Source organism: Legionella waltersii (genome assembly GCF_001468085.1).
GTDB lineage: Bacteria > Pseudomonadota > Gammaproteobacteria > Legionellales > Legionellaceae > Legionella > Legionella waltersii.
In genome coordinates this window covers 40,226-64,851 of sequence record NZ_LNZB01000009.1, presented here as the reverse complement: position 1 = coordinate 64,851, position 24,626 = coordinate 40,226, and the positions used below count along the sequence as shown (strand labels likewise).

Here is a 24,626-nt window from a genome sequence, read left to right as displayed (position 1 = left end):
ATTTAACTTTGTTGAGCTGGCCTGCTGGCTTGATCATACAGTAAAACAGACAACTCGACTAATTCGGGGCTAATCTCATTATTAGGAGCAAGTGAATTATACGTAGTAGCTAAAGCACTTAAGTCCACAGGGTTTGCATGGTGCTTTTTGGCCGCATTCTCTATTCTCTCCATGATTGTGTAGGCTGTCGATTTCTGGGTTTCACTTGTTTTAGTGAGAAAACCTAGGTGAGTTTTGATAGCACCTAATTTTCTTTGCAAATCATCTGCTACATCTTCACTGATTGTTTTTGGTTCTTCGTGTGGGTGTTTTTTAATTTTAAGTGGATGAGTTTGATCAGGAGTCGCTTTTGGAGCTTGGCTAAAAAATCCGTTACGCTTGGCTTGATGCCGTTGTTCCTCGATGAGACGCGATCTTGCAAGCCCAACTGCAAATCTGCGAACTTTAGGCTTCGCTGGGGTCTCTGATTCTGTTTGTGCTTGCTCTCCAGTATTCGTTTTTTGAGTAACAGACTCTGATGATTTTAGTGCCAGGCTTTGTTGGAGACATCTATTTAGCTTCTCATATTGGTCTTGTTGTGATGCTAGGACTCCTGGTGGGGTAAATAAATTCGATAAAGATTCCAATTCCGTTGAGAAACTTTTTAATGCCACCTGTACCTCTTCATATTCTACTGCATCCAGTAAATGTTCTTCAAATTGTTTAAGCCTTTTGATGCTTACACTCAACTGACTTTTATCAGGCTCCTTTAATGAGGGTAGATTTGATGAGAGTAGATTGATGAAATTTTCCAAATCGACCTTTATATCCACTAAAGCCAACTCTTGTTTTTGAGTTAAGTGTTGAAGAGTTGGTAGATATTTCCGAGTAAGAGCTTCTAGACCTAATTGCATTTTAACAACTGATTGTCTATGTCTATCCCTATGAATTCTTACTGAGCCATGGTGGGCATGTTTTTCATAGGCCTTACCTACGCTATTCTCAAATAGATCCATCAAATTGGATACTCTTTGGCCCCGGGGTGATCGTCTAATTGATTCTACTTTCGGGATACTTTCTGTTGTTTTACTTTGTTCAAACGACCTTATTTTTTGAGACATTGGTAAACTATCAAAGCTTCTTTCATTGTCCAAGTTTGGTGATTGTTGGATAGCACGAGCACTTTCAGGAGAATCCTCTCTTAGCGGTATATCTGTGGGTGGTAGGCTTACTTCGTCAGGTAGATTCTCTCGGTCAAGCCCCCTTGGTATCTCGCGTATTTGTGCTTGCTCTGTGTCCGGTATAGGCATATGGATACTTAGTGGTGCCTCATCGGGTTCTTCTTCATCTACAGGAGTGATTTCTTTCCTTAAAGGTGGAGCATTATCTGAGGGTAAATGAATAATAGCTTCTTGGTTATCTTCATCATAGGAAAAAAACTCATCTTCCTCATAATATTCATCTTCTTCATCGTCTTCATCGGAGAGTTCTTGTTCTAATCGAGATAATTCTTCTTCAAATCTAAGATGGGCATTTATAATATCCCGTCTTGCTTCTTCAGGAACTTCTTCATCTTGCTCTATGAGGGTTATATTTTGCCTAACTTCACCCTCATAGACTTCTCGAATAGCCTTAACTTGTTCCGTTTGGTAGCGGTGATTTATTTTTTGATATTGTTGCGTTAAATCACTGTATAATTGATAGGGTGTGGTGTCATTAATAATAAAATAACCCTCATCGATATTCCGTAAATGCGCACCATCGAGAGGTGTATTGTCGTGTAAATCCAAAACAAACTGGTTTTGTACGGCTTTCTGATATTCTCGACTTATCTGTTCGAGTAATTTGGGGTTTTTTAAAGGCAGACCATGAACAGTATAGAGTTCATTGATTTGCGCAAATTGGTTAGTGATGATCAAATAAAACAAGTAGTTATGATTCATCAAAAACACAAAGGTATTAAATATTTGACTATTTTGTTCTCTTACATCCCCAAGAGTATCTTTTGAACCATTGATTTTCCTAAGCCACTTATTAAATGCAGCAAAAATGGGATACATCGTATCCATTCCCTGTAGGGTCCTGATCATCTCTAAATTAAATGCTGTGTGGGTCCCAGTGAATTCGCTAGATTTATCATACGTCATAGATAGCACCTAAAAATCGGTTGTTGCTATGATCCGCTCATTATGGAATAGCAGAACTCAAAACCATAATTTTTGTTTCTCATTTATAATGATAGACTAAAATATAGACACTGTACTTTGTGGCATGTTTTTTGTTTGAAGATAAAGCCTGATTGAATGATGGTTTTGATGAAACTGGTTTGTCATCGGTTAGCAATGACTTGGATACCGCCTGCATTCTTCACTGCATGTGGTTTTGTAACAGCGACGGTAATTTGTTTTACTTGAAATTCGTTCTGAATGAGCGATGCAACTTCATTAGCTACGGTTTCTATCAGTTGAAAAGGTTTAGATTCCATAAAGTGAGTAACAGACTTGCATAATTTGTCATAATCTAAAGTGTGTTCGATGTTGTCGTCACACGCTTTAAAATCAATGGGAATGCGTATATCGAGGAAGAGCTTTTGTTTTATTCGTTGTTCCCAGTTATAAATACCAATCGTGGCTTCAACACAAAGGGCTGTAATGTTTAAACTATCCATTTCTATTCACTTCCGATGCATCGATTTATTGAAGAAGACGATCATGATACTATAACCATCTTTTATTACCAGAGTATTCCTAAGATGTTTGATATCAATCAATCTCTATTTATGCGCGCTATAAGAAGACAGCCCGTTGAAAGAACTCCATTATGGATTATGCGACAAGCTGGACGATACTTACCTGAGTATAGAAAAACGAGAGAGCTCGCAGGGGATTTTTTGAGTTTATGCAAAAATCCAGAGCTGGCTTGTGAAGTTACTTTGCAGCCATTAAGAAGGTATGCATTAGACGCTGCCATTCTGTTTTCAGATATTTTAACCATTCCAGACGCAATGGGTTTAGGGTTATCTTTCAGAGAAGGAGAAGGACCTTACTTTAATCGTCCTGTCCAGGATGCCCATGAAATCGCAAGATTGGAGGTTCCCAGCATTAGGGACTCTTTGGGATACGTTATGGATGCGGCTCGTTTAATTCGAAAGGAAATGCCACAGGAACTCCCATTAATTGGGTTTTCTGGTAGTCCATGGACATTAGCCTGTTATATGGTTGAGGGTGGAAGCAGTAAGGACTACAAACGTATTTTGCAGTTGTTGTACACTGACCCAGAATCCACGCATTCTCTATTGCATAAACTGGCCTCTTCAGTCTCTGAGTATTTGCTTGAACAAGTAAAAGCTGGGGTTAACGCTTTAATGATTTTTGATACCTGGGGCGGAATATTAACGCCGCAAAATTATAAGGATTTTTCCCTGTATTACATGCAGGACATTGTACAAACAATCAAAAAACAGTTTCCAGATACCCCAATCATATTGTTTACAAAAAATGGCGGACAATGGCTCGAGTGGATGAGTGATACTGGTTGTGACGCATTAGGTATTGATTGGACTTGTGACTTAATACAAGCTAGAAAAAGGGTGGGATCAAAGGTAGCATTACAAGGTAATTTGGATCCGGCAGTTTTAAGAACATCGAGGGAATGCATTTACCAAAAAGTAGAAGAGGTCTTATCTGCTTATGGCCCTGGTGCAGGGCATATTTTCAATCTAGGTCATGGCATTACTCCAGACGTACCCCCAGAGAATGTGGCACATCTTGTAGATGCTGTTCGCGAGTTGAGTCCTAAATACCACCAGTAAATGAATCAAACAACAATGAATTAATTCACATAATTAGAACTAGCTCAGCTAAGTTTCACGGATACAGACCCCGCTGGGGTCTGTTGAAAACTTGATATGTCGTTCTAACTTTGTTCGGCCTTTCTACTACGCTAGAGAGAAAAAGCGATGCTTTCCTCTTAAGCGGTTCTAAACTGATGACTCAATTGAATTGCCATTTCCAATGATTGCTCATAGTTAAGTCTTGGATCTACTAAACTATGATAAGCTGTTTTTAAATCGTCCGCGGCTAATCCTCTAGCTCCTCCAATACATTCCGTAACGTTATCGCCAGTGAGCTCGAAGTGAACTCCCCCTAAATAACTGTCCATGGAACGATGAATTTCCAAAGCCTGTTTTAACTCAAATAAAATGTTATCAAAATGCCTTGTTTTGGTGCCATCAGAAGTGGTCTCGGTATTACCGTGCATTGGATCACAAGACCAAGTTACTGGGATCTTGGTTTTCTTAACGGTTTCAACGAGTGGCGGCAGGAGTTTTTCTATGGATTTCGCACCGAGGCGCGTATAAAGAACAACACGACCTTCTTCTTTTTGTGGGTTTGCAGTGTGCAATACTTCTTTCAGCCACTCCGCTGTAGCGCTTGGTCCCACTTTGATGCCAATTGGGTTTTGCACACCTCGTAGAAATTCGAGATGAGCACTATCTGCTTGAGCAGTACGCATTCCAATCCAGGGTAAATGGGTGGATAAATTGTACCAAAGTCCATCTTTTAACTGACGTGTCAAAGCTTGTTCATAATGCAAATGCAGGGCTTCGTGAGAAGTGTAAAAATCAACTTTGCTTATATTACTTGAGCTTAGACCATCAATCGCTTTTAAAAATTCAAGTGCATCACCGATTGAGTGAACTATGTGTTGGTATTCATTCTTCTGGGTAGAATGCTCTACAAACCCAAGATCCCAGCGTTGTGGATATTGCAAATCTGCAAAACCACCGTCCAATAATGCACGTATAAAATTTAAGGTCATGGCGGAGCAGCTGTAAGCTTGCAGGAGTAATTTAGGGTTGGGCTCACGCGCTGCTTCGGTAAATTCAGGAGAGTTTACAATGTCGCCTCGATAACTTGGTAAAGTAACCCCGTCGATCGTTTCAAAATCGGAGGATCGAGGTTTAGCATATTGGCCAGCAATTCGACCTATGCGAATGATGGGTTTTCTTAATCCATAAATGAGTATCAAGCTCATTTGCAATAAAATCTTTAACTTATTGCTAATGACGTCAGGACGACAATCGTTAAACGATTCGGCGCAATCACCGCCTTGCAGAATGAATGCCTCACCTCGACCTGCTCGAGCAATTTCTCCTTTTAAACGCTTCACTTCACCACTGGTCACTAATGGTGGGACAAGTCTCAATTGGTTGACTACTTTATCGAGCTGTTCTTCATCAGCGTAGTGCGCGGCTTGTAAATAAGAAAACGTTTGCCATGTGGTTGGCGACCATGCTTGCATAACGAACTCATGTGGTTACGGAAATCCCCAAGTATGAAATAAATGGACATATACTGCAAGCAGTGATTTACATATAAAAAAAGGACTTCCGATGAACCCCAAGGTCGAGGCAAAAAATCGTTATAATGAAGGTTCTATAGAAAGACTAAATGATCGAATTAAAACCATTTTTTGAACGAAGAGAGTGGGGTTTTTTGTAAGTCCTAAAAAAAGTAAGGAATAATTCGATAGAAGAACTTGAAAAATGACAATGGTGTCCCCATTTGGAAGGTTCATGTTCGTTTGGAGTCTTATGAATGAGTGATCATAATAAAAAAGATTGGCATAAATTTAAGGAAGAAAACCTAGTTGATGAGGATTTTTTTGATGAGCCTGTCGAAGAAGCGCTTTCTGAACAGTCAAACCATGGGGAGCAGGCACTGGATCATCCCAGTTATTCGGATTTAGAAGAAAAATTAACTCTGGCTGAGCAACAGGCCCATGAACATTGGGAGAAATCGGTAAGAGCTCTAGCTGAGCTTGACAACGTGCGTCGTCGTATGGAACGAGAAGTTGCAAATGCTCATAAATACGGGGTAGAGAAACTCCTTTCTTCTTTATTGCCTGTAATGGATAGTTTGGAACAGGCATTACAGCTCGCCGATAAAAACAATGATTCAGCGATGCATGAAGGACTTGAATTGACCATGAAATTATTTCTGGATGTGTTGCAGAAATTTGATGTCGAGCAAATTGACCCAATGGGTCAAGTCTTTGATCCTCAACAGCACGAAGCGATGTCCATGCAACCAGCACCAGAATCTGCGCCAAACACAGTGATTATGGTATTCCAGAAAGGGTACAAATTAAGTGATCGTGTCATTAGGCCGGCTCGTGTGGTCGTGTCTACTAAATAGCTTGAGATGCTGTAGGCAGGAATAAATTTTAAATTTTTAAACAGATGCGCTTGAAATTCATAGGAAGAACCCCATATGAGTTACATAGCAATAAGAAATTAGATTGGAGCGAAATAGAATGGCTAAAATTATAGGTATAGATTTGGGAACAACCAACTCTTGCGTCGCCGTTATGGAAGGCGATAAACCAAAAGTAATTGAAAACAATGAAGGTCACAGAACAACACCTTCAATTGTGGCTTTCACTGATGATAAAGAGGTTCTCGTAGGTCAAGCAGCAAAAAGACAGTCTGTAACGAATCCAGAGAATACTCTTTTTGCAATCAAACGTTTAATCGGACGTCGATTTGACGATGCAGTTGTACAAAAAGACATAAAAATGGTTCCCTACAAGATTACTAAGGCAGACAATGGCGATGCCTGGGTTAGTGTCAAGGGTAAAGACATGGCTCCGCCACAAATTTCAGCCGAAGTGCTGCGTAAGATGAAAAAGACTGCTGAAGATTACTTAGGCGAGGAAGTTAAAGAAGCCGTTATTACTGTTCCTGCCTACTTTAATGACTCTCAGCGTCAAGCGACCAAAGATGCTGGGCGAATTGCAGGCTTAGAAGTCAAGCGTATCATCAACGAGCCTACAGCTGCTGCTCTTGCCTATGGCATGGACAAAAAGCGTGGTGATTCGAAGATTGCTGTGTATGACTTAGGTGGTGGTACTTTTGATATTTCAATTATTGAAATTGCTGAAGTAGATGGAGAACATCAATTTGAAGTATTGGCTACTAATGGGGATACTTTCCTTGGTGGAGAAGACTTCGACTTGGCACTCATTGATTATTTAGCTTCTGAATTCAAGAAAGACAGTGGAATTGATTTACACAATGATCCTCTAGCATTACAACGCTTAAAAGAAGCTGCTGAAAAAGCGAAGATAGAGTTGTCATCGGCTCAACAAACAGATGTTAATCTACCCTACATCACTGCAGATGCAAGTGGACCTAAACATTTAAACATCAAATTAACCCGAGCAAAATTGGAATCTTTGGTTGAAAAATTGGTTGAGCGCACTGTAGAGCCTTGCAAGATCGCATTAAAGGATGCAGGTTTGACTGTTTCACAAATTGATGAAGTGATTCTTGTCGGTGGACAAACCCGTATGCCGATGGTTCAAAAAACAGTTGAAGATTTCTTTGGTAAAGAGCCACGTAAAGACGTTAACCCAGATGAAGCTGTTGCAGTAGGTGCTGCAATTCAAGCTGCCGTGTTATCTGGTGAGGTGACTGATATTCTCTTATTGGATGTGACTCCATTATCCCTAGGTATTGAAACCATGGGTGGTGTCATGACTAAACTAATAGAAAAAAACACGACGATTCCTACAAAAGCAAATCAAGTGTTCTCAACAGCTGATGATAATCAAACAGCAGTAACAGTTCATGTTTTGCAAGGTGAGAGAGAGCAAGCCTCTGCTAATAAATCATTGGGTCGCTTTGATTTGCGTGATATTCCTCCTGCCCCTCGCGGAATTCCACAAATTGAAGTTACTTTTGATATTGATGCAAACGGTATTCTCAATGTTTCTGCAAAAGATAAAGCCACAGGTAAAGCTCAATCCATTGTGATTAAGGCATCAAGTGGTCTAAGTGATGCTGAAGTGGAAGCGATGGTTAAAGATGCGAAATCTCACGCAGAAGAAGACAAGAAGTTCAAGGAAATGGCTGAACTTCGCAACCAAGCTGATGGTATGATACACAGCTGCGAAAAATCACTCAAAGATTTAGCCGATGAAATGTCTGAAGACGAGAAAAAGGGAATTGAATCCGCAATTGCTGAGCTTAAAGAAGCTGTTCAAGGTACAGATAAAGCACGTATTGAAGACAAGTTGAAAGTGTTAACGGATGCTTCTGCTAAAATGGCTGAACGAGTGTATGCGAAGCAGTCTGCTGGAGCTCAGGCTTCCCAAGGTAGTGAGGCGCATGCCGCTCACGAGTCATCAAAACCAGCCGACGAGGGTGTTGTTGATGCTGAGTTTGAAGAAGTTAAGGAAGATGATAAGAAGTAATTTAAGATATCCTTTTCCTCCTTGGAGAATGGGGAAAGAGGGTTAGTACAATTAGGTCGGGGCGATGCTATCGTCCCGTTTGTTTATTTATAGACACTTAATCGCATTAAGTGCAGAGAATTAAATTGTGAGCAGTTATGGAACAGCGGGATTATTATGAACTATTAGAAGTGAGCCGCAGTGCTAGTGAGGCTGAAATTAAAAAAGCCTATCGTAAACTGGCAATGAAATATCATCCTGATCGTAATCCTGGAGATGCAGCTGCTGAAGAAAAATTCAAAGAGATTCAAAAAGCCTACAGTATTTTATCGGATAAACAAAAGCGAGCTGCGTATGATCAATTTGGTCACGCAGGAGTGGATCCGTCCATGGGCGGTGGTCATGGTGGATTTGGTGGATTCGGTGGTTTTGGTGATGTGTTCGAAGACATATTTGAGAATATCTTCTCGGGTGGCCGTGGGGCTAGCAGACAATCACGTGGTCAACGCGGTTCCGATCTGCAATTTAATATCCAGCTAACGCTTGAAGAAGCTGCTGTAGGTAAAGAGGTTGAAATTACTGTTCCTCGTCATGGAACCTGTAAAAATTGCGAAGGTTCTGGTGCAAAGAAGGGTACAAGTCCTAGTACTTGTGAGACATGCCAAGGTGCAGGTCAAGTGAGAATTCAGCAAGGATTCTTCTCAATTCAACAAACTTGCCCAAGCTGTCATGGTGAGGGAAAAACAATTTCAGATCCTTGTGATAGTTGTCATGGTCAGGGTCGGGTTAGGGAAAGTAAAAAACTAACCGTTAAAATTCCTTCAGGAGTAGACAACGGGGATCGAGTTCGCTTGAGTGGTGAGGGTGAAGCCGGCGTTCATGGAGGTGGTCCTGGAGATCTCTATGTGCAAATCAACTTGAAACAACATGCGATTTTTGAACGGCATGATACTGATTTACATTGCGAGGTCCCAATAAGTTTTACTACGGCTGCTTTAGGTGGATCCATTGAGGTGCCAACACTAGAAGGAAGAGTAACCTTAAAGATACCAGCGGAAACGCAAACTGGGAAAGTCTTTCGTTTGCGGGGCAAAGGCATGAAATCAGTAAGAGGATATGGACAGGGTGATTTACTCTGTAAAGTAGTTGTGGAGACTCCAGTGAGTTTATCAAAGGATCAAAAAGAGCTTTTAATCAAACTTCAGGATTCTTTAGAAAAAGGCAAAACTACCCATTCACCTAAGACCAGCTCTTGGTTCGCTGGAGTGAAAAAGTTTTTTGAGGACATGAAATTCTAAGGTTTTTAATGTACAATTGTTGAATTTTGTATAAAACCTTTGAACTAAATAGAGTGAATTCATGATAAATAAATCAGCAATTTTAGCATTAGCTGATGGCACCGTGTACGAGGGGATCTCCGTCGGTGCTGAGGGCGACTGTGTGGGCGAGTTAGTATTTAATACTTCCATGACTGGTTATCAAGAAATGCTAACAGATCCATCCTATGCTCGACAAATCATCACTCTAACGACCTCTCATGTTGGAAATACTGGGTGCAACTCGGAAGACATGGAATCCACAAAAGTATGGGCTGCTGGAATGGTCATGAAAAATTGCACAATGGTTGCAAGCAATTATCGGTCGGAACAGTCATTCCCTGAATGGATGAGAAAAAGGGGAGTCGTGGCAATAGCTGGAGTAGATACTCGTGAAATCACTGCTAAACTACGTGATACAGGTGCTATAGGCGCATGTATTAGCACTCATGTTGATCAGCCAGAAGATGCTGTAGAAAAGGCAAAGGCTTTTTCTGGACTAAGTGGGGTAGATTTAGCGATAGAGGTCTCTAGGCAAGCGGTTGAACGGTGGCATGAGGGACAAGGTCAATGGGCTAAAAATCCAAAGCCAGGTACATTTCATCTCGTTGTTTATGATTTTGGTGTTAAGCATAATATCCTGCGTATTTTATATGATAAGGGCTTTCACATCACTATCGTTCCTGCAAAGACCTCTGCACAAGAAGTAATCGCAATGAATCCTGACGGGATTCTTCTTTCAAATGGGCCTGGTGATCCTCAGGCGTGCACGTATGCAATTGCTGCTACAAAAGAGTTTCTAGAGAGGAGTATTCCAGTGTTTGGGATTTGCCTCGGCTTTCAAATTTTAGCGTTAGCCTCTGGAGGCAAAACTGTAAAAATGAAGTTTGGGCATCATGGTTCTAATCACCCAGTTGTTGAAACAACAGGTAATAAACGCGTTTTTATAACAAGCCAAAATCATGGTTTTGCAGTTGATGAAGCTACTTTACCTGATTATTTAGAAGTAACACATCGGTCATTATTTGATAATAGTTTGCAAGGGATCCGACATAAATTCAAACCAGCATTCGGTTTCCAAGGTCACCCAGAAGCGAGCCCAGGACCACACGATATTGATGAATTGTTTGATGAATTTTTAAAAATAATAAATAAAGAGGATAAGTAATGAGCGACACCCATGTATTTACATCCGAATCGGTATCTGAAGGACATCCAGATAAAATCGCTGATCAAATTTCCGATGCAATTTTAGATGCTATCCTTACTCAGGATTCAAAAGCTCGTGTTGCTTGTGAAGTATTTGTAAAGACCGGAATGGTTTTGGTTGGTGGTGAAATTACTACTAAAGCATGGGTTGATGTCGAAGAAATTACACGCCATGTGATTAAAGACATTGGTTACAATAGCTCTCAGATGGGATTTGATTGGGAGTCTTGTGCAGTATTATCAGCTATTGGCAAGCAATCACCGGATATTGCAAGAGGTGTAGACAATCAAGACACTAAAACTTTAGGAGCAGGAGACCAAGGGTTAATGTTTGGTTACGCTAGTCGTGAAACGGATGTGTATATGCCTGCCCCAATAGCATACTCTCATCGATTGATGGAGAAACTCGCTGAAGTTCGAAAATCAGGACAATTGTCTTGGTTAAGACCTGATGCTAAATGTCAGCTCACCTTGAAATACGACAATGGGATGCCAGTGGAAGTGGATACCATCGTATTTTCTACACAGCACTCCCCAGAGGTTAGCCATAACGATCTTACTGAAGCTGTAAGGGAAGAAATCATTCATGCAGTGATGCCTCAAGCGTGGCTCACTGATAAAACACGGTATTTTATTAATCCTACCGGTCGCTTTGTAATAGGTGGACCTTTGGGTGATTGCGGTTTAACTGGTCGAAAAATCATAGTTGATACCTATGGAGGAATGGCGAGACATGGAGGCGGTTGCTTTTCAGGAAAAGATCCCTCTAAAGTGGACCGTTCTGCTGCCTATGCTGCTCGTCATGTTGCTAAGAATATAGTTGCAGCAGGACTTGCTGATAAATGTGAAATTCAAGTCTCTTATGCCATTGGAGTCGCAGAACCTACCTCCATTTACGTAGATACTTTTGGTACCGGCAAATTAAAGCAAAGTGAAATAATTGATTTAATACATACACACTTTGATTTAACTCCTCAAGGCATTATTAATCACCATGATCTACTGCGTCCTATCTACAGAAAAACGGCTACTTATGGGCATTATGGACGAGATGGTTTTCCATGGGAGCGTTTAGATAAAGTAAACGAATTGAGAAAAGCACTATAAATGAAGGGATATCAACATGACCAAGTCTCAAGATTACAAAGTAGCTGATTTAACACTAGCAAATTGGGGTCGTAAGGAAATTGCCATTGCGGAAACTGAAATGCCCGGTTTAATGGCACTTCGAGAGGAGTTTTCTACTCAGAAACCATTGAAAGGAGCAAGAATCGCAGGTTGCTTGCACATGACGATTCAGACTGCTGTATTAATCGAGACATTGATAGCACTCGGGGCTCAGGTCCGTTGGTCATCATGCAATATTTTTTCTACTCAAGACCATGCCGCAGCGGCAATAGCTGCTGATGGTGTTCCTGTTTTTGCCTGGAAAGGGGAGACTGAAGAAGAGTATTGGTGGTGTGTGGAAAAGACGCTATTCGGACCAGATGGTTGGACGCCAAATCTGTTATTAGACGATGGTGGCGATTTGACACAAGTAGTCCATCAAAAGCATCCTGAGTTACTGGCTGAAATCAAAGGAGTATCTGAGGAGACTACAACTGGTGTAGCTAGATTGTATGAAATGGCAAAAACGGGTCATTTAAAGGTTCCGGCAATTAATGTGAACGATGCAGTCACCAAATCTAAATTTGATAATCTTTATGGTTGTCGTGAATCATTACTAGATGGGATAAAACGTGCAACTGATGTCATGATTGCTGGAAAAGTGGCCCTAATTTTGGGATATGGAGACGTAGGTAAAGGGTGTGCTCAATCTTTGCGTGCGCAAGGGGCCACAGTATTTGTTGCAGAAATTGATCCAATATGTGCTTTACAAGCTGCTATGGAAGGATATCGAGTTGTCACTTTAGATGATGTTGCAGAACAAGTAGATATAGTTGTCACTGCTACTGGAAATTACCACGTTGTTACTCATGAGCATATGAAGCGCATGCGCAATCAAGCAATATTATGTAACATAGGTCACTTTGATTCAGAAATTGATATTCAGAGTATAAGGCAATACACCTGGGAGAATATCAAGCCTCAGGTTGATCATGTGATATTTCCTGATGGAAAGCGTCTAATTATATTGGCAGAAGGCAGGTTAGTGAATTTAGGCTGTGCTACTGGACATCCAAGCTTTGTGATGTCAGCTTCCTTTACAAACCAGGTATTAGCACAAATCGAATTGTTTCAGAATACTAAACAGTATACCAATCAGGTATATGTTTTACCAAAAGTGCTTGACGAACGAGTAGCTAGATTACATTTGGGACGAATTGGCGCAAAATTAACACGTTTAACTGATGAACAAGCAGAGTATATTGGTGTTAATAAAGAGGGGCCTTTCAAGTCGGATCAATATCGCTATTAATCAACAGGTAGAGCTTTTGTTTATCGAGTTAGGATAGGATTACCAGATGGAGAAAGTTTTAGCTGCAAATTATCTATCTGCGATGGAAAAATGCCTTGAACAATTGGGTATTGATCATTTCTTAGATAAGATGGGTTTTGATCAATCTAAACTTCAAGATCCAAATGCTTATATAAACTTAGATGAGTTGAAGCGGGTAGTTCAAGAAGCTTATCAATTAAGCCGTTGTCCTCATTTAGGGATTATGTATGGATCAGCGGTCTCCATTTTGAATCATGGTTTTGTTGGCTATGCAGCAATGAGTAGCCCTACTTTTGGTAGTGCAATTCAAACTGTATTAAGTTATCTAAATACGAGAACAAGTTTAGTATCCATTGAGTTGCAAGCTTCGACTCCAAGTAAAAATTCATACGTTACGATCAAAGTAAATACAGTTGATGAACTACTCATCCTTTTTTTTACAGAAGCAGTCATTGCGCATATTATTAACATGAGGCAATTTTTAACGAATTGCAGAGAGCCACCATTAAAAATAGAGCTGCAATATTCAAAGCCAGATTATGTTGATAAATACGAGTCCTTGTTCCAATCATGTCTGGTTTTTAATGCCGAAGAAACTCGATTTTGGATTCGTGAAGAAGAATTGCAGTATCCAATTCAATTTGCTGATGACGCTAGTTATCAACTGGCAAAAAAACAACTGGAAGAAATTAAAAGCCAATTATTCCTAAAAGACGATTTAGTCAGTAAGATAAAGACCATTCTTTTAAATGAGAATTTACATCAAAGTAGTATGGAAACAGTTGCTAAACAACTGTGCATGACTTCTAGAACCTTGCGACGACGCTTAATCAGCATGGGCGTGACGTATCAAGAGTTGCTTGATGAACTTAGAGAGCAAAAGGCTAAAAAATTCCTACTAAACAATAAGTTATCAATCACTGAAATTAGTTTCCTATTAGGTTTTCAGGATACATCGAATTTTTCCAAGGCCTTCAAAAGGTGGACTGGTCTCTCGCCTACAGACTATAGAGAACAGCATGGTATTCATTAAATGAGAGTAAAATAGTCCCGCATTACCCTGTGCTAATGCGGGCTCTAATTTTTAATACAACTCACCATCCTTATGTGAACATTTATTTCAGGAAAGAGAGCTGTATTGGCGCAACATAATACGTCAAAAGCTATTTTCCATCTCCTTGTTTTACAAAAACTTCTGCTGCATACTGACATGCCATTTACAGAAAACTGGATTATATAAGGAGATAGTTATGGGTTTTAAATTAGGAGTTTTAGGATTAGGATTATTATCTATTTCTTGCTCTCTGTATTCTGCGGGAGAGGATGATTCTATTCGAGTGATTATTAAATACAAGCAGCAACCTAAATTAATTTCAACGATGAAGTCGCAAGTAGTTCAGTATACTCATACTCCAGTAAAAGCAATGACTCCTATGGCAAATGGAGCATTTTCAGTGGTATTTGATGTCAAAGATAACAAATCCTTAGTAGGAAGCAACATAGATAAGACCGCTTTAGTATTGGAAAATCTTCGAAAGAATCCAAATGTACTTTATGCAGTTAAGGATAGGGTGGGACATTTTACTCCTGTGCCTGATCCAAAAAAGCAACTCGAGCTAAGTCCGCTTTTATCTCATGAAAGTCAGTGGGATGAGTTTGATCGACCTGCCGGGATTCGTTTAGAAACTAAACCTGGACTGAGAGACGGCGCTTGGGCTTATACCACAGGTAAAGCGAAAAAGCCGGTAGTAGTGGCAGTTTTGGATACTGGTGTGGCTTTGAACGATAGCTTAGTAAACAGTTTAGTCACAAACACTGAGGGCAAGGTCTTTGGCTGGAATTTTGCGGGTAATAATGACGATATTTCTGATGAGACAGAATCTTATCATGGTACACATGTATCTGGAACTATAGCTGGATATGGGGATGTGATGTCGGGCGTTGGGCCTGATTTGAAGGTTCTAACGGTAAAAATACCAGCTGGTAATGGTATGTTTTATGAAAGTGCTGTCATCAATGGAATTTATTGGGCTGTAGGAGAGGACGTCCCAGGAGCGCCCAAAAACCCTTACCCAGCAAAGGTACTCAATATGAGCTTTGGTGTCGATTTCGATCCAACTAGAGAAATTGATTATTGCGATGAAGCTTTGCAAGAAGCCATGTATTTTGCTCGTAAAAAAGGAGCTGTTGTAGCGGTTGCTGCTGGAAATGATAACGTCTGGGAGCATTATAATGCGCCTGCGGTTTGTAATGGAGCTATTAAGGTGGCCTCAACTGGTCCTGAAGGATTGAGATCTTATTTTTCAAATTATGGACCAAGTGTGATGCTTGCTGCACCAGGGGGCGATAAGCGCTATGGGAATGAGGGTGCTATCTTATCCACAGTGAATCCTGGTGGTGGTTATAATGGCTCAGGCTTTGATTTTTACCAAGGAACGAGCATGGCATCACCACACGTGGCGGGAGTAGCTGGGTTGATATTTGCAGTAAGTGATAGGAAGCTAAAGCCAGAAATGGTTGAGCAAATATTATACACAACCACCCATGACTTTGGTAAAAGCGATGATCCAAACAAATCATGCGTAGGCAAAAAGCCCTGCGGACACGGTATTTTAGATGCTAATAATGCAGTACAAGTGGCATTAAACAACTATGATGTGCTTTTTTCAGCACCTAATGTTAGCTTACTTGCTACCAAATCATGTGCAGCAAATAAATTATCACCAAGCCAAAAAATAGTTCGCACTCATGAGGCAACATGGTTTCAAGTTGCATCAAATTGTGAGCTTAACAGCACCTATCAAATGCCTCATGTTGAGATGACAAACGATGGTCAAATTTATGCTAAATATGGTTCAGTAAGCTATAAGCTGGATCAATCTGCATTTAGAGAGTGTCATGTTGTTGGGTTTGATGGAATTGCCTGCTATTTATAACACGCTTTGGTGGCGTGCTTGGGGACGGACCCCACTGGGGTCCGTCCCCAGTTTTAGTCGTTTTAGTCCCAGTTTTAGTCCCAGTTTTACCGTCCCCAGTTGTGCCTCAGCATCGTGCTCAACCGAGCCGCGACCGTAAGGGAGTGGATAGAAAATCAAATCATATCGCTATATTTAATTCTTGGTACAATTCCAAGCAATTCGACATTCTTACTGCAGCCACTGATTCAAAATATCAACTATCTTTCTTGCTTGATCATCACTAGAAATATTGAATTTAGATTTTTGCCAATACTGATTATTGCGCTTTTGATACCTTCGTATTGAGTACTTCACTGGTCCATAATCGTTTTTTTGATTGTCCCATTCTTGGTATTTGAACATAATGGTTGTCCATGCACCTTTTGATAGGATTTGCTTATCGAGTTCTTTGATCGTTTCTACGCCATTTTCTTCAAATACAATGGTGATATCGTCTACAGTTTCAGTCATTTAAATGAGTTCCTTAATTATTTCCGATGGATTGTAGTTTGCCATCGATAAATGTCAAGGAAAATGAAGGTTGATAAGGATCGGGTTTATAAATCCATATTTGAGGTCTTGTTTGAGAAGGAATTGGAACGTTGATGTATGAATTATTGGTAACATTGGGACTACCACAGGCACCATATACTTTACTGGCAGGATCACCAACTTGTATATTCGCTCCACTGCATAGCGACAATGCATTGCTTCCACCACCGTTTACGCTGATGCTTTTAACTTTATTATCCACGATATCAACCTGTACCTGAACTCCATTGTATCCCGTTGAGACGTTCCATACTCCATAGAATGCGCTGTTGGTTGGAGTATTCAATGAACCAGTGAAATCACTGTCGTTAGAACTTAAATTGTTAAAAATCAATTGTTGCATGGGTACTTTTTGCATGATGGGTTGATCGGATTCCTGGATACTTGCTGGTTGTCCGCAAGCTGCAATTACTTGATCGCTGGACATCCCAATATTGATGTAGGCATGGTTTTGAGGGCAATAAAAAGATTGTGCTGCTGATGCCATACATGGTATTAACATCAATAATAAGCTATTGAAAGTTATTGATTTCATAGGAGTATCCTATCAACCTAGTCAACTATAGTATAGCCCATTTACAGTAATTTCCATGGCAAAGACGCACTAATAAATATGGAAATTGCCTTTAGTAAGATTAATACAACTAGGGTTGCCCAATCGAACACAGACGTGTTAGGTAGAATCTTTCTCGCTTGTCTAAGAACAGGGGTTGTGATAATTAGCAAAAAATCTTTAACAGGATGCTCCCATCTTGGATTTGCATAGCTCATAATGATTAAAATTAAAATTGCAAAAAAAAGAATGTCGCAAGGTTGGATGATTAAATCAGCAAGCACATAGAGACCTATAAAAGGCAATGGCATAATAGCATGATACATTAGAGCGCATAATGTTATTATTTTGATAAGTTCAATGGCGATTAAGAGGATAATAGCAATCCAGTCGTATCGTTTTCCTGGTTTATCTAATCGATGCAATATAAGACTTAATGGCTGGATTAAGGGCTGAGTAACGGCATAGATGATACGGCCCATAGGGCTGATGGTGCTAATGCGAAAATAACGTATGGCTATTCTTAGCCAAAGACTAAATATTAAAAATCCAAAGAGTATAGATACTAAAAAAATTCCTACAGAAGTTAACGCGTACATGTAATCACCTTTGATTAAATATCTTCAGGACTGACGAAAAACACTCAATCACTTCATTAAAAATAAATGTCAATTCAGTCTTTTAGTACATCTAAACGTCTTTATTGACATTTATTGTTGCCTCGACCTTGGAGGGTTTCGTAAGTCGTGATCTTATTATTTTTTTTATGAACTTTCACCTAACTCATGTGCTCTTTGCTTAGCAGCACGCATGGCATTCATAATTAATTCAGTAAGATGGTTCTCTAAATGAGCTAAAGCTGCAGCAGTTGTGCCCCCCGGGGAAGTCACTTTATTTCTTAGTTGGTTTAATTCTAAACTGCTTTGCAGCGCTAGTTGAGTAGATCCAAGGCAGGTTTGTAATGCGAAAGCCTTTGCGATTTGTGGGCTTAAACCCAGTTCGACAGCAGCATGAACTAAAGACTCTAAAAATAGAAACACGTAAGCTGGACCGCTACCCGAAAAGGCTGTGAAGGTATCTATTTCATCTTCTGTTGAAGCCCAAGTTGTAATGCCGATGGTCGATAGTAACTCTTCAGCCACTTGTTTTTGAGCTTGTTGAACTGCATTATTAGCAATCATGGGTGTTGCTGCCATTCCAATGGATGCTGGTGTATTGGGCATGCAGCGAATAATGGCTTGTTCCTTATTAAAATGGTTTGCTAACCAGTGAAGTGATATTCCCGCGGCTATAGAAATAATAAGAGCATTTTGTTTAAGGAAAGGAGTTATTTCTTGCACAACTGTTTTCATATGAGCAGGCTTAACGGCCAAGATAATAACATCAGCAAACTTAGCGAGCTGAGCATTATCGTTAAAGGTTTGGATATTGTCTTTATTTATTCCTGAAACTAATGAAGGGGCAGAGGCCATCAATGTGTATTTATGAAGCTTTTTCATACTTCTAGCCATGGCTTTTGCCATATTCCCATATCCGATAAAACCAATCTTCATGTCTTCTTTCCTATGCGTTCTCCAAAAATAGCGCGTCCAATACGGACAATTGTAGATCCAGCTTGAATAGCAGGCAGCAAATCATCGCTCATTCCCATGGATAAAGTGTCCATGGGTTTATCTAGCTTTCGATTTATCGTATCCATTAGCTCTTTAAGTCTAAGAAAAATTTTATATTGGGTTTGTTCGCTAGTAGGAGGGGGAGGAATAGTCATCAAACCTCTTAGCCTTATATTCGGCAACTTACTAATCTCATGGGCCAAGCTTTCAACTTCATCAACGGGGATTCCTGATTTCGTCTCTTCAGGAACCAAGCTGACTTGAATGCATACATTAAGAGGTTCCAAATATGGAGGTCTGTATTCGTTCAAAAGACCAGCAATTTTATAGCGGCTAACACTATGGACCCAAGAAAAATGTTCAGCGATACCCTTCGCTTTGTTGCTTTGGATAGGGCCAATAAAATGCCATTCTATTGGGAGGTTTTGCAGTTTCAGGATTTTATCCAGTGCCTCTTGATAGTAATTTTCACCAAAATTCCTAACTCCTTGTTGATAGGCTTCTGCGATAGATTCGTAGTTTTGACCTTTACTCACAGCCAGAAGTAATACGCTGTCTGGTGAGCGTTTACTTTGTTCGGTAGCACTTTCAATACGATTTTTGAGACCTGCTATGTTTTGGCTAATAGTCATGGGCTGGGTTAAAAATTGTTTTATCGACATGATAAGGGATAAACTGGTATAAAAATAGTATTTCTTGTTTTCTTGGATATACTATAAAGAAAGGAGAAATTAATCAGGGACATAGAGCATGGATATTGCAGAACTTTTGGCATTTTCAGTTAAAAACAAATCGTCAGACTTGCATCTGTCTGCTGGTATGCCACCAATGATTCGTGTGGATGGAGACCTGCGTAAAATCAATTTACCTGCTCTAGAGCATAAGGATGTCATAAAGATTGTGTATGACATCATGAATGATCGACAAAGAAAAGAATATGAAGAATTTTTAGAAACAGACTTTTCTTTTGAAATACCTAGTTTAGCTCGTTTTAGGGTGAATGCCTTTAACCAAGGCAGGGGTGCAGCAGCAGTATTTCGTACAATTCCTTCATTGATTCTTAGTATGGAGGATTTAGGATTACCACCGATATTTAAAGAAATGGCCAATTTTAATCGTGGATTAATTTTAGTCACAGGACCGACTGGTTCAGGTAAAAGTACTACTCTTGCAGCAGTCATCGATTACATCAACTCATCTCGCTATGAGCACATTTTAACCGTTGAGGACCCAGTGGAATTTGTGCATCAAAGTAAAAAATGCCTTGTTAACCAGCGTGAAGTGCATAAAGACACACTGAGTTTCAATGCCGCATTACGCTCAGCACTGCGTGAAGACCCGGATATCATACTGGTAGGGGAAATGCGAGACCTGGAAACCATACGTTTGGCCATGACAGCAGCTGAAACAGGACATTTAGTGTTCGGAACACTGCATACGAACTCAGCGACTAAAACGATTAACCGTATCATCGATGTATTCCCTGCAGAGGAAAAATCAATGGTCCGTTCCATGCTTTCTGAATCCCTTCAAGCAGTGGTTGCACAAAGTTTATTGAAAAAGACTGGCGGGGGAAGGGTGGCAGCACTAGAAATCATGATGTGCACTGGAGCAATTAGGAACCTGATTCGCGAAGACAAGGTTGCTCAGATGTATTCTTCGATTCAAACTGGTCAAGCGAAAGGGATGCAGACTTTGGATCAACATTTGACAGAATTGGTTAACAATAATGTTATATCGCGTCATACTGCTCATGAGGCAGCGGTCAATAAGTCATTGTTTTAGGGCAGGACTTACGCAAAACCCCAATCTCTTCGTTAAAAATAAATTTCAATTCGGTCATTTAGTTGATCTAAACTCCCGCATTGAAATTTATTTTTGCCTCGACCTTAGGGTTTTGCGTAAGTCCTGTAGGGTTAACTTCTAGGCTCGTTTAATAATCAAATGTTGCGCGTAAGCAAGCGGATAAGGATTTTTGCCAGTAACCGCTCGCTTATAATCGTGGTTGAGATAAAAAAGTTCTCAAGCACCTTTTTGAATTTCAATTAATTTAGGAATACCTAGCTCAGCTAGAGCCAACATAGAGTTCAACTGATCGCGATTGAAACTGTTATCTTCTGCTGTTCCCTGGACTTCGATAAAATGACCCTCTTCATTCATAACCACGTTCATGTCGGTTTCGGCCAATACATCTTCTGCATAGTCCAGATCAAGTACTGATTGGCCACGGTATAATCCTACTGAAACAGCAGCGATGTATTTAAAAGCAGGTTGTTTGCGGATTTTTTCACGTTGGACCATCCAGGTAATCGCATCCCGCATCGCAACGCAAGCGCCGGTGATGGATGCAGTACGTGTACCTCCATCGGCTTGAATGACGTCGCAGTCTAAAGTAATGGTATTTTCACCCAGTACTTTTAGATCGATACAAGCACGAAGTGAACGTCCAATAAGCCGTTGAATTTCTAAAGTTCGTCCACCTTGTTTGCCTTTGCTCGCTTCTCGCTCTGTACGACTGTGTGTCGCCCTGGGAAGCATACCGTATTCAGCAGTAATCCAGCCCTGGTTCTTACCCTTTAGAAAGCGAGGAACCCCTTCAATCACAGAAGCATTACAGATGACCTTGGTTTGTCCAAACTCAACTAAAACAGAACCCTCAGCATGATTGGTGTAATTTCTGGTAATGGTAATGGGTCGAAGTTGATTGTGTTCTCGATTACTAGGGCGCATGGGAAATACTCCTCAATAAAAAGCGTGAGTATACCTCTTAACGGAAATTGTTGCACTCTGAAAAAGATCGCTTGGTATAATTAGGAATCCAAATGGAGGCATTTCCATTCTTAGCCTCCAAATGAATTTAGCCGCTTAATTGATTATTAAACCATTAAGGACTTGTTCTACTTGCTCTTCTAACTCCTGGGAGCGTGTCTTAGCGAAAAACAGGCTGTTGTTCAAAGTGAGAGGTTTTTTTTCTATCATTTGCATGGCTACTTTGCAACCAATTAAAAGGATCCCAACTCCAGATAAGGCAATCAATAGATTCGCCACAATCGGCTTCCAGATCATTCGATGTTTTTGCATCTCATTGTCATTGCTATGTAATTTATTCATAAATTTCATTTGGAACTCTTCGAATCCATCCTTTAGGTTTGTTTTGGTAATGTTCCTTTCTAGAAATGTATTCACTAGCTCATCCAACTCATCTGCTAAGCATTGAATCACTTTTCCTTTAGGTTCTGATATTCTTTTTCCATGACTTCTCAATTCATTGATCGCTTGCCTTATATTTAGAAATTGATCAACTACATCCTTGTTTAAATATTTCAACACTAGTTCAACTCTTTCTTCCTTTGGTAAAACGGGCAATATAGACCACAATATTTGGGAGCGGTTGGTAGCTGAATCCAGTATAGTACTTTTGGTTTTATCTTTAACTTGTAAAACTTCAATGCGTTGTTGTTCAGGTACACGTTTTAAAATCTCCGTTAAAGCATCTGGGCTCTTGGCTATCAGATGTAGAACCGGTTCTCCATAAATATCAGAAAATGTTAATGCCTCTAGGCATTGTCCTTCTGGCAACAACTCTAAAAGACTCTGCAGTAATGAAGGTTGGTCAGCAACATAACATAGCAACGACCTTCCGAATGCATTGGCAACTTTTGTTGCCTTAAGACGCTCATCTATTGGCAAAAGACCAAAAATGATTTTAAGAGATTCTCGATGGATCCTTGCATTGAAAAGGACTGAATCACAATTTTGATCTTTAATTTGTAAAGCTTCTAGGCGTAAGTCTTCTGGGATGTATTCAAGTATCCCTTGTAATAATAACGGCGAATTTAAGGCATTGTGCAATGCTGTATTACCGTTTCCATCCATAAGTTGTAATGCATGTAAGCGATGCATTTCTGGTAATTGCGGTAAAATGGTTAGTAGCAATTGAGGGTCAGAAGCTGCATAATGCAGTACAGATTTTTCCCATCTATTGACTATTGTTAGAGCTTCTAGACGTTGATTATCAGGTAAGCGCTGCAAAATTAGCTTCACTAATTCGGGACTCTGGGCTACCAGAGTTAATACTGTTTCACCAGTAATAGTCTGCTTATTTACAACCTGCGCAAGCTGGTCTTTTGATAAGAATTCTAAAATTGTTTTTAACGCATCAGGTTGCGTTGCGACTTTATGCAGTAAGTTCCAACCGAGAGCATTTTTACTGAGTATGGCTTCTAGACGTTGCTGCTCTGTTAAAACCTCCAAAAATACTCGCAGCGATTGGATATCGCTATATGCCGCAGCTTCTATTAGTTTAATTTCGTCCCTATTTTTGACCAGGGCCGCACTTAGCCTTTCCTCCTCTGACAAAGACAGTAAAATGTCTTTCAGAAATAGGGGTACGTTAACTGCCAAATGTAGGATTGTCTCATCTCTGTTTCCATGCGTAATTACCTCCAGACGTTGATTCTGGGGGAATGACTGAATATAGTTAATAATAACCTCAGCTGCCTCCTCCAGGAGAGTCAGATCTCCAGCTAGAACAGCCCATTCCATATAGCCAAAAAGATTAGCATTGGAGTTTTGGGGAAAATAATGTGACTTGACAACCTCAGTTAATGCTTTCTGTTGATCTTGGGTAAACATGCCTTGCATGATGCATTGAGCCACCAGTTCTAATGCTGTATTTGGATCTTTTAAACGAACATTTTTGAATAATAATCCATACCATTGAGGAGAGATGTTCACGATTAGGGAAATGAATTCAAAATGATTCTTGGGTTCTATGTCTTGAAACGCTTGTTCGATGTATTTTTCTGGAAGCTCGAGTTGTGTAGACTCTTCTTTGTGGGTGGATAATCCTGTGGATTTTCTGTATTTGTCTTGTAATTGTTTTAGTCCTTTTGTACTTATAGCAACAGGGTTATTCCATAATGGATTGTTTTGACAAGCTTGTGTTATTTCCCCTAAGTGCAAGGCAGCTGTTTCAACGCAGCTGCCTTTTTCCAGTTCGTTTTCAATGACATCCCCTAAGCTCCATCGTTGTCCTTTGCTCTGTTTTAAGTCATGTTGAACTTGTTCTGGAAGTGATTTCAAATAGCGCATAAAGCGAGCCAATGCTTCTTCGGCAGAGGTGCTTGCCATTTCACTACCAGTCATTCGCTCCCCGCCTAACAGTAAACCCTGAATGAGTTGTTCTAGTGCTTTTTTTGGGGTAATGCCTTTGTTTTCAAAAATGCTCATGTCTTCCTGTAAAACTCGTAAGTCATTGTTGTGTTGATACAATGGATTGAGCAGTTGGGAGGTTGGTTTGTTAGAACGAACAGGGGTTGTTGGGTTTAATAACTGTTCTCTGAATTGGCAATGACTCCCCAGTGGAAAATGAGCCAGATCGCGGGTATCTAGTAACAGGTCTTCGTATAGGACGAAATGCGCTAATTCAGCGTGATCTGGTTTTTCTTGAAGTGAGTCTAGGGTTTGAGTGTTTACAATGGGTTTAAGGCCTTGATTGAAGGCTTCTTTGTATTTGCCTTGATAGTCCTCTGATAAGTTCACGGTTAGCTGCTTTTTAACGTTAGGCAATAAGATGGCAAGCATTTCCTGCATGGATTTAGGCTCAAAATAGATTTGGGCTATATTCCAATACAAGCCGTTTGTAGCGCTCAATGGCTCTTGCCTAAAACCAATGTGTTCTTTTTCATGGATGAATCGTTCTTGGCACCGCTGCTTAAATCGCTCTTCAAAGAGAGGTGGTTCTTCGATGAGTTGTGTTAAATAGTC

Annotated in this window: 20 protein-coding genes; 10 read left to right on the top strand and 10 right to left on the bottom strand. The window is 40.2% G+C overall.

What is annotated here, in order from left to right:
- Window positions 1-2: 2 nt before the first annotated feature.
- Both Lwal_RS02755 and folB read right to left on the bottom strand, forming a co-directional pair.
- A complete protein-coding gene (locus Lwal_RS02755) occupies window positions 3-2,126 on the bottom strand; it encodes a hypothetical protein (protein ID WP_058479393.1) in 2,124 nt (707 codons plus the stop codon).
- Between the two features lie 182 nt (window positions 2,127-2,308).
- Window positions 2,309-2,647, bottom strand: a complete 339-nt coding sequence (folB, locus tag Lwal_RS02750; protein WP_058479392.1) for a dihydroneopterin aldolase — start codon at window positions 2,645-2,647, stop codon at window positions 2,309-2,311.
- 84 nt (window positions 2,648-2,731) lie between these two features.
- Here folB and hemE point away from each other — a divergent pair, with 84 nt between their 5' ends.
- Window positions 2,732-3,790: a uroporphyrinogen decarboxylase gene (hemE, locus tag Lwal_RS02745; RefSeq protein WP_058479411.1), complete on the top strand. Its 1,059-nt coding sequence runs from the start codon at window positions 2,732-2,734 to the stop codon at window positions 3,788-3,790.
- Between the two features lie 158 nt (window positions 3,791-3,948).
- Here the strand turns inward: hemE and Lwal_RS02740 are convergent, their stop codons facing one another.
- Window positions 3,949-5,283, bottom strand: coding sequence for a 3-deoxy-7-phosphoheptulonate synthase class II (locus Lwal_RS02740; RefSeq protein ID WP_058479391.1), 1,335 nt, complete (start codon window positions 5,281-5,283; stop codon window positions 3,949-3,951).
- Window positions 5,284-5,579: 296 nt separating this feature from the next.
- On the opposite strand from Lwal_RS02740, the gene grpE reads away from it, so the two are divergent.
- From grpE to Lwal_RS02700, 8 genes are all read left to right on the top strand, one after another.
- Entirely contained in the window at window positions 5,580-6,179 is a 600-nt protein-coding gene (gene grpE, locus Lwal_RS02735; RefSeq protein ID WP_058479390.1) for a nucleotide exchange factor GrpE, read from the top strand.
- Between the two features lie 118 nt (window positions 6,180-6,297).
- The gene (gene dnaK, locus Lwal_RS02730) at window positions 6,298-8,238 is read left to right on the top strand and encodes a molecular chaperone DnaK (RefSeq protein WP_058479389.1); all 1,941 of its coding nucleotides are present in this window, start codon (window positions 6,298-6,300) and stop codon (window positions 8,236-8,238) included.
- A 137-nt stretch (window positions 8,239-8,375) separates the two neighbouring features.
- Window positions 8,376-9,515, top strand: a complete 1,140-nt coding sequence (dnaJ, locus tag Lwal_RS02725) for a molecular chaperone DnaJ (protein ID WP_058479388.1) — start codon at window positions 8,376-8,378, stop codon at window positions 9,513-9,515.
- Window positions 9,516-9,576: 61 nt separating this feature from the next.
- Complete coding sequence (carA, locus tag Lwal_RS02720) at window positions 9,577-10,701, top strand: glutamine-hydrolyzing carbamoyl-phosphate synthase small subunit (RefSeq protein WP_058479387.1); 1,125 nt, start codon at window positions 9,577-9,579, stop codon at window positions 10,699-10,701.
- Entirely contained in the window at window positions 10,701-11,849 is a 1,149-nt protein-coding gene (gene metK / locus Lwal_RS02715; protein WP_058479386.1) for a methionine adenosyltransferase, read from the top strand. The genes carA and metK overlap by 1 nt, the downstream gene beginning before the upstream one ends.
- 16 nt (window positions 11,850-11,865) lie before the next feature.
- The gene (gene ahcY, locus Lwal_RS02710) at window positions 11,866-13,161 is read left to right on the top strand and encodes an adenosylhomocysteinase (RefSeq protein ID WP_058479385.1); all 1,296 of its coding nucleotides are present in this window, start codon (window positions 11,866-11,868) and stop codon (window positions 13,159-13,161) included.
- Window positions 13,162-13,207: 46 nt separating this feature from the next.
- The gene (locus tag Lwal_RS02705) at window positions 13,208-14,215 is read left to right on the top strand and encodes an AraC family transcriptional regulator (protein ID WP_058479384.1); all 1,008 of its coding nucleotides are present in this window, start codon (window positions 13,208-13,210) and stop codon (window positions 14,213-14,215) included.
- 217 nt (window positions 14,216-14,432) lie between these two features.
- Complete coding sequence (locus Lwal_RS02700) at window positions 14,433-16,118, top strand: S8 family peptidase (RefSeq protein WP_058479383.1); 1,686 nt, start codon at window positions 14,433-14,435, stop codon at window positions 16,116-16,118.
- A gap of 210 nt (window positions 16,119-16,328) precedes the next feature.
- Here the strand turns inward: Lwal_RS02700 and Lwal_RS02695 are convergent, their stop codons facing one another.
- From Lwal_RS02695 to Lwal_RS02675, 5 genes are all read right to left on the bottom strand, one after another.
- Window positions 16,329-16,610, bottom strand: a complete 282-nt coding sequence (locus Lwal_RS02695; protein WP_058479382.1) for a hypothetical protein — start codon at window positions 16,608-16,610, stop codon at window positions 16,329-16,331.
- A gap of 13 nt (window positions 16,611-16,623) precedes the next feature.
- A complete protein-coding gene (locus tag Lwal_RS02690; protein WP_058479381.1) occupies window positions 16,624-17,226 on the bottom strand; it encodes a DUF2845 domain-containing protein in 603 nt (200 codons plus the stop codon).
- A gap of 41 nt (window positions 17,227-17,267) precedes the next feature.
- Window positions 17,268-17,843 (bottom strand): YggT family protein, encoded by a 576-nt coding sequence (locus tag Lwal_RS02685; RefSeq protein WP_058479380.1) that lies wholly within the window; start codon window positions 17,841-17,843, stop codon window positions 17,268-17,270.
- 165 nt (window positions 17,844-18,008) lie between these two features.
- On the bottom strand, window positions 18,009-18,797 hold the full coding sequence (proC, locus tag Lwal_RS02680; protein ID WP_058479379.1) for a pyrroline-5-carboxylate reductase: 789 nt from the start codon (window positions 18,795-18,797) through the stop codon (window positions 18,009-18,011).
- The gene (locus Lwal_RS02675) at window positions 18,794-19,489 is read right to left on the bottom strand and encodes a YggS family pyridoxal phosphate-dependent enzyme (protein ID WP_058479410.1); all 696 of its coding nucleotides are present in this window, start codon (window positions 19,487-19,489) and stop codon (window positions 18,794-18,796) included. Before Lwal_RS02675 ends, proC begins: the two co-directional genes overlap by 4 nt.
- A 118-nt stretch (window positions 19,490-19,607) precedes the next feature.
- Between Lwal_RS02675 and Lwal_RS02670 the strand changes: the two genes are divergently transcribed.
- On the top strand, window positions 19,608-20,642 hold the full coding sequence (locus Lwal_RS02670; protein ID WP_058479378.1) for a type IV pilus twitching motility protein PilT: 1,035 nt from the start codon (window positions 19,608-19,610) through the stop codon (window positions 20,640-20,642).
- 237 nt (window positions 20,643-20,879) lie between these two features.
- On the opposite strand, the gene rph is transcribed toward Lwal_RS02670, so the two are convergent.
- Window positions 20,880-21,587 carry a ribonuclease PH gene (rph, locus tag Lwal_RS02665; RefSeq protein WP_058479377.1) on the bottom strand — a complete coding sequence of 236 codons (708 nt, stop codon included), beginning with the start codon at window positions 21,585-21,587 and terminating at the stop codon, window positions 20,880-20,882.
- Between the two features lie 135 nt (window positions 21,588-21,722).
- Window positions 21,723-24,626 (bottom strand): hypothetical protein (locus Lwal_RS02660; RefSeq protein WP_193787206.1); only part of this gene is annotated, 2,904 nt, incomplete at its 5' end.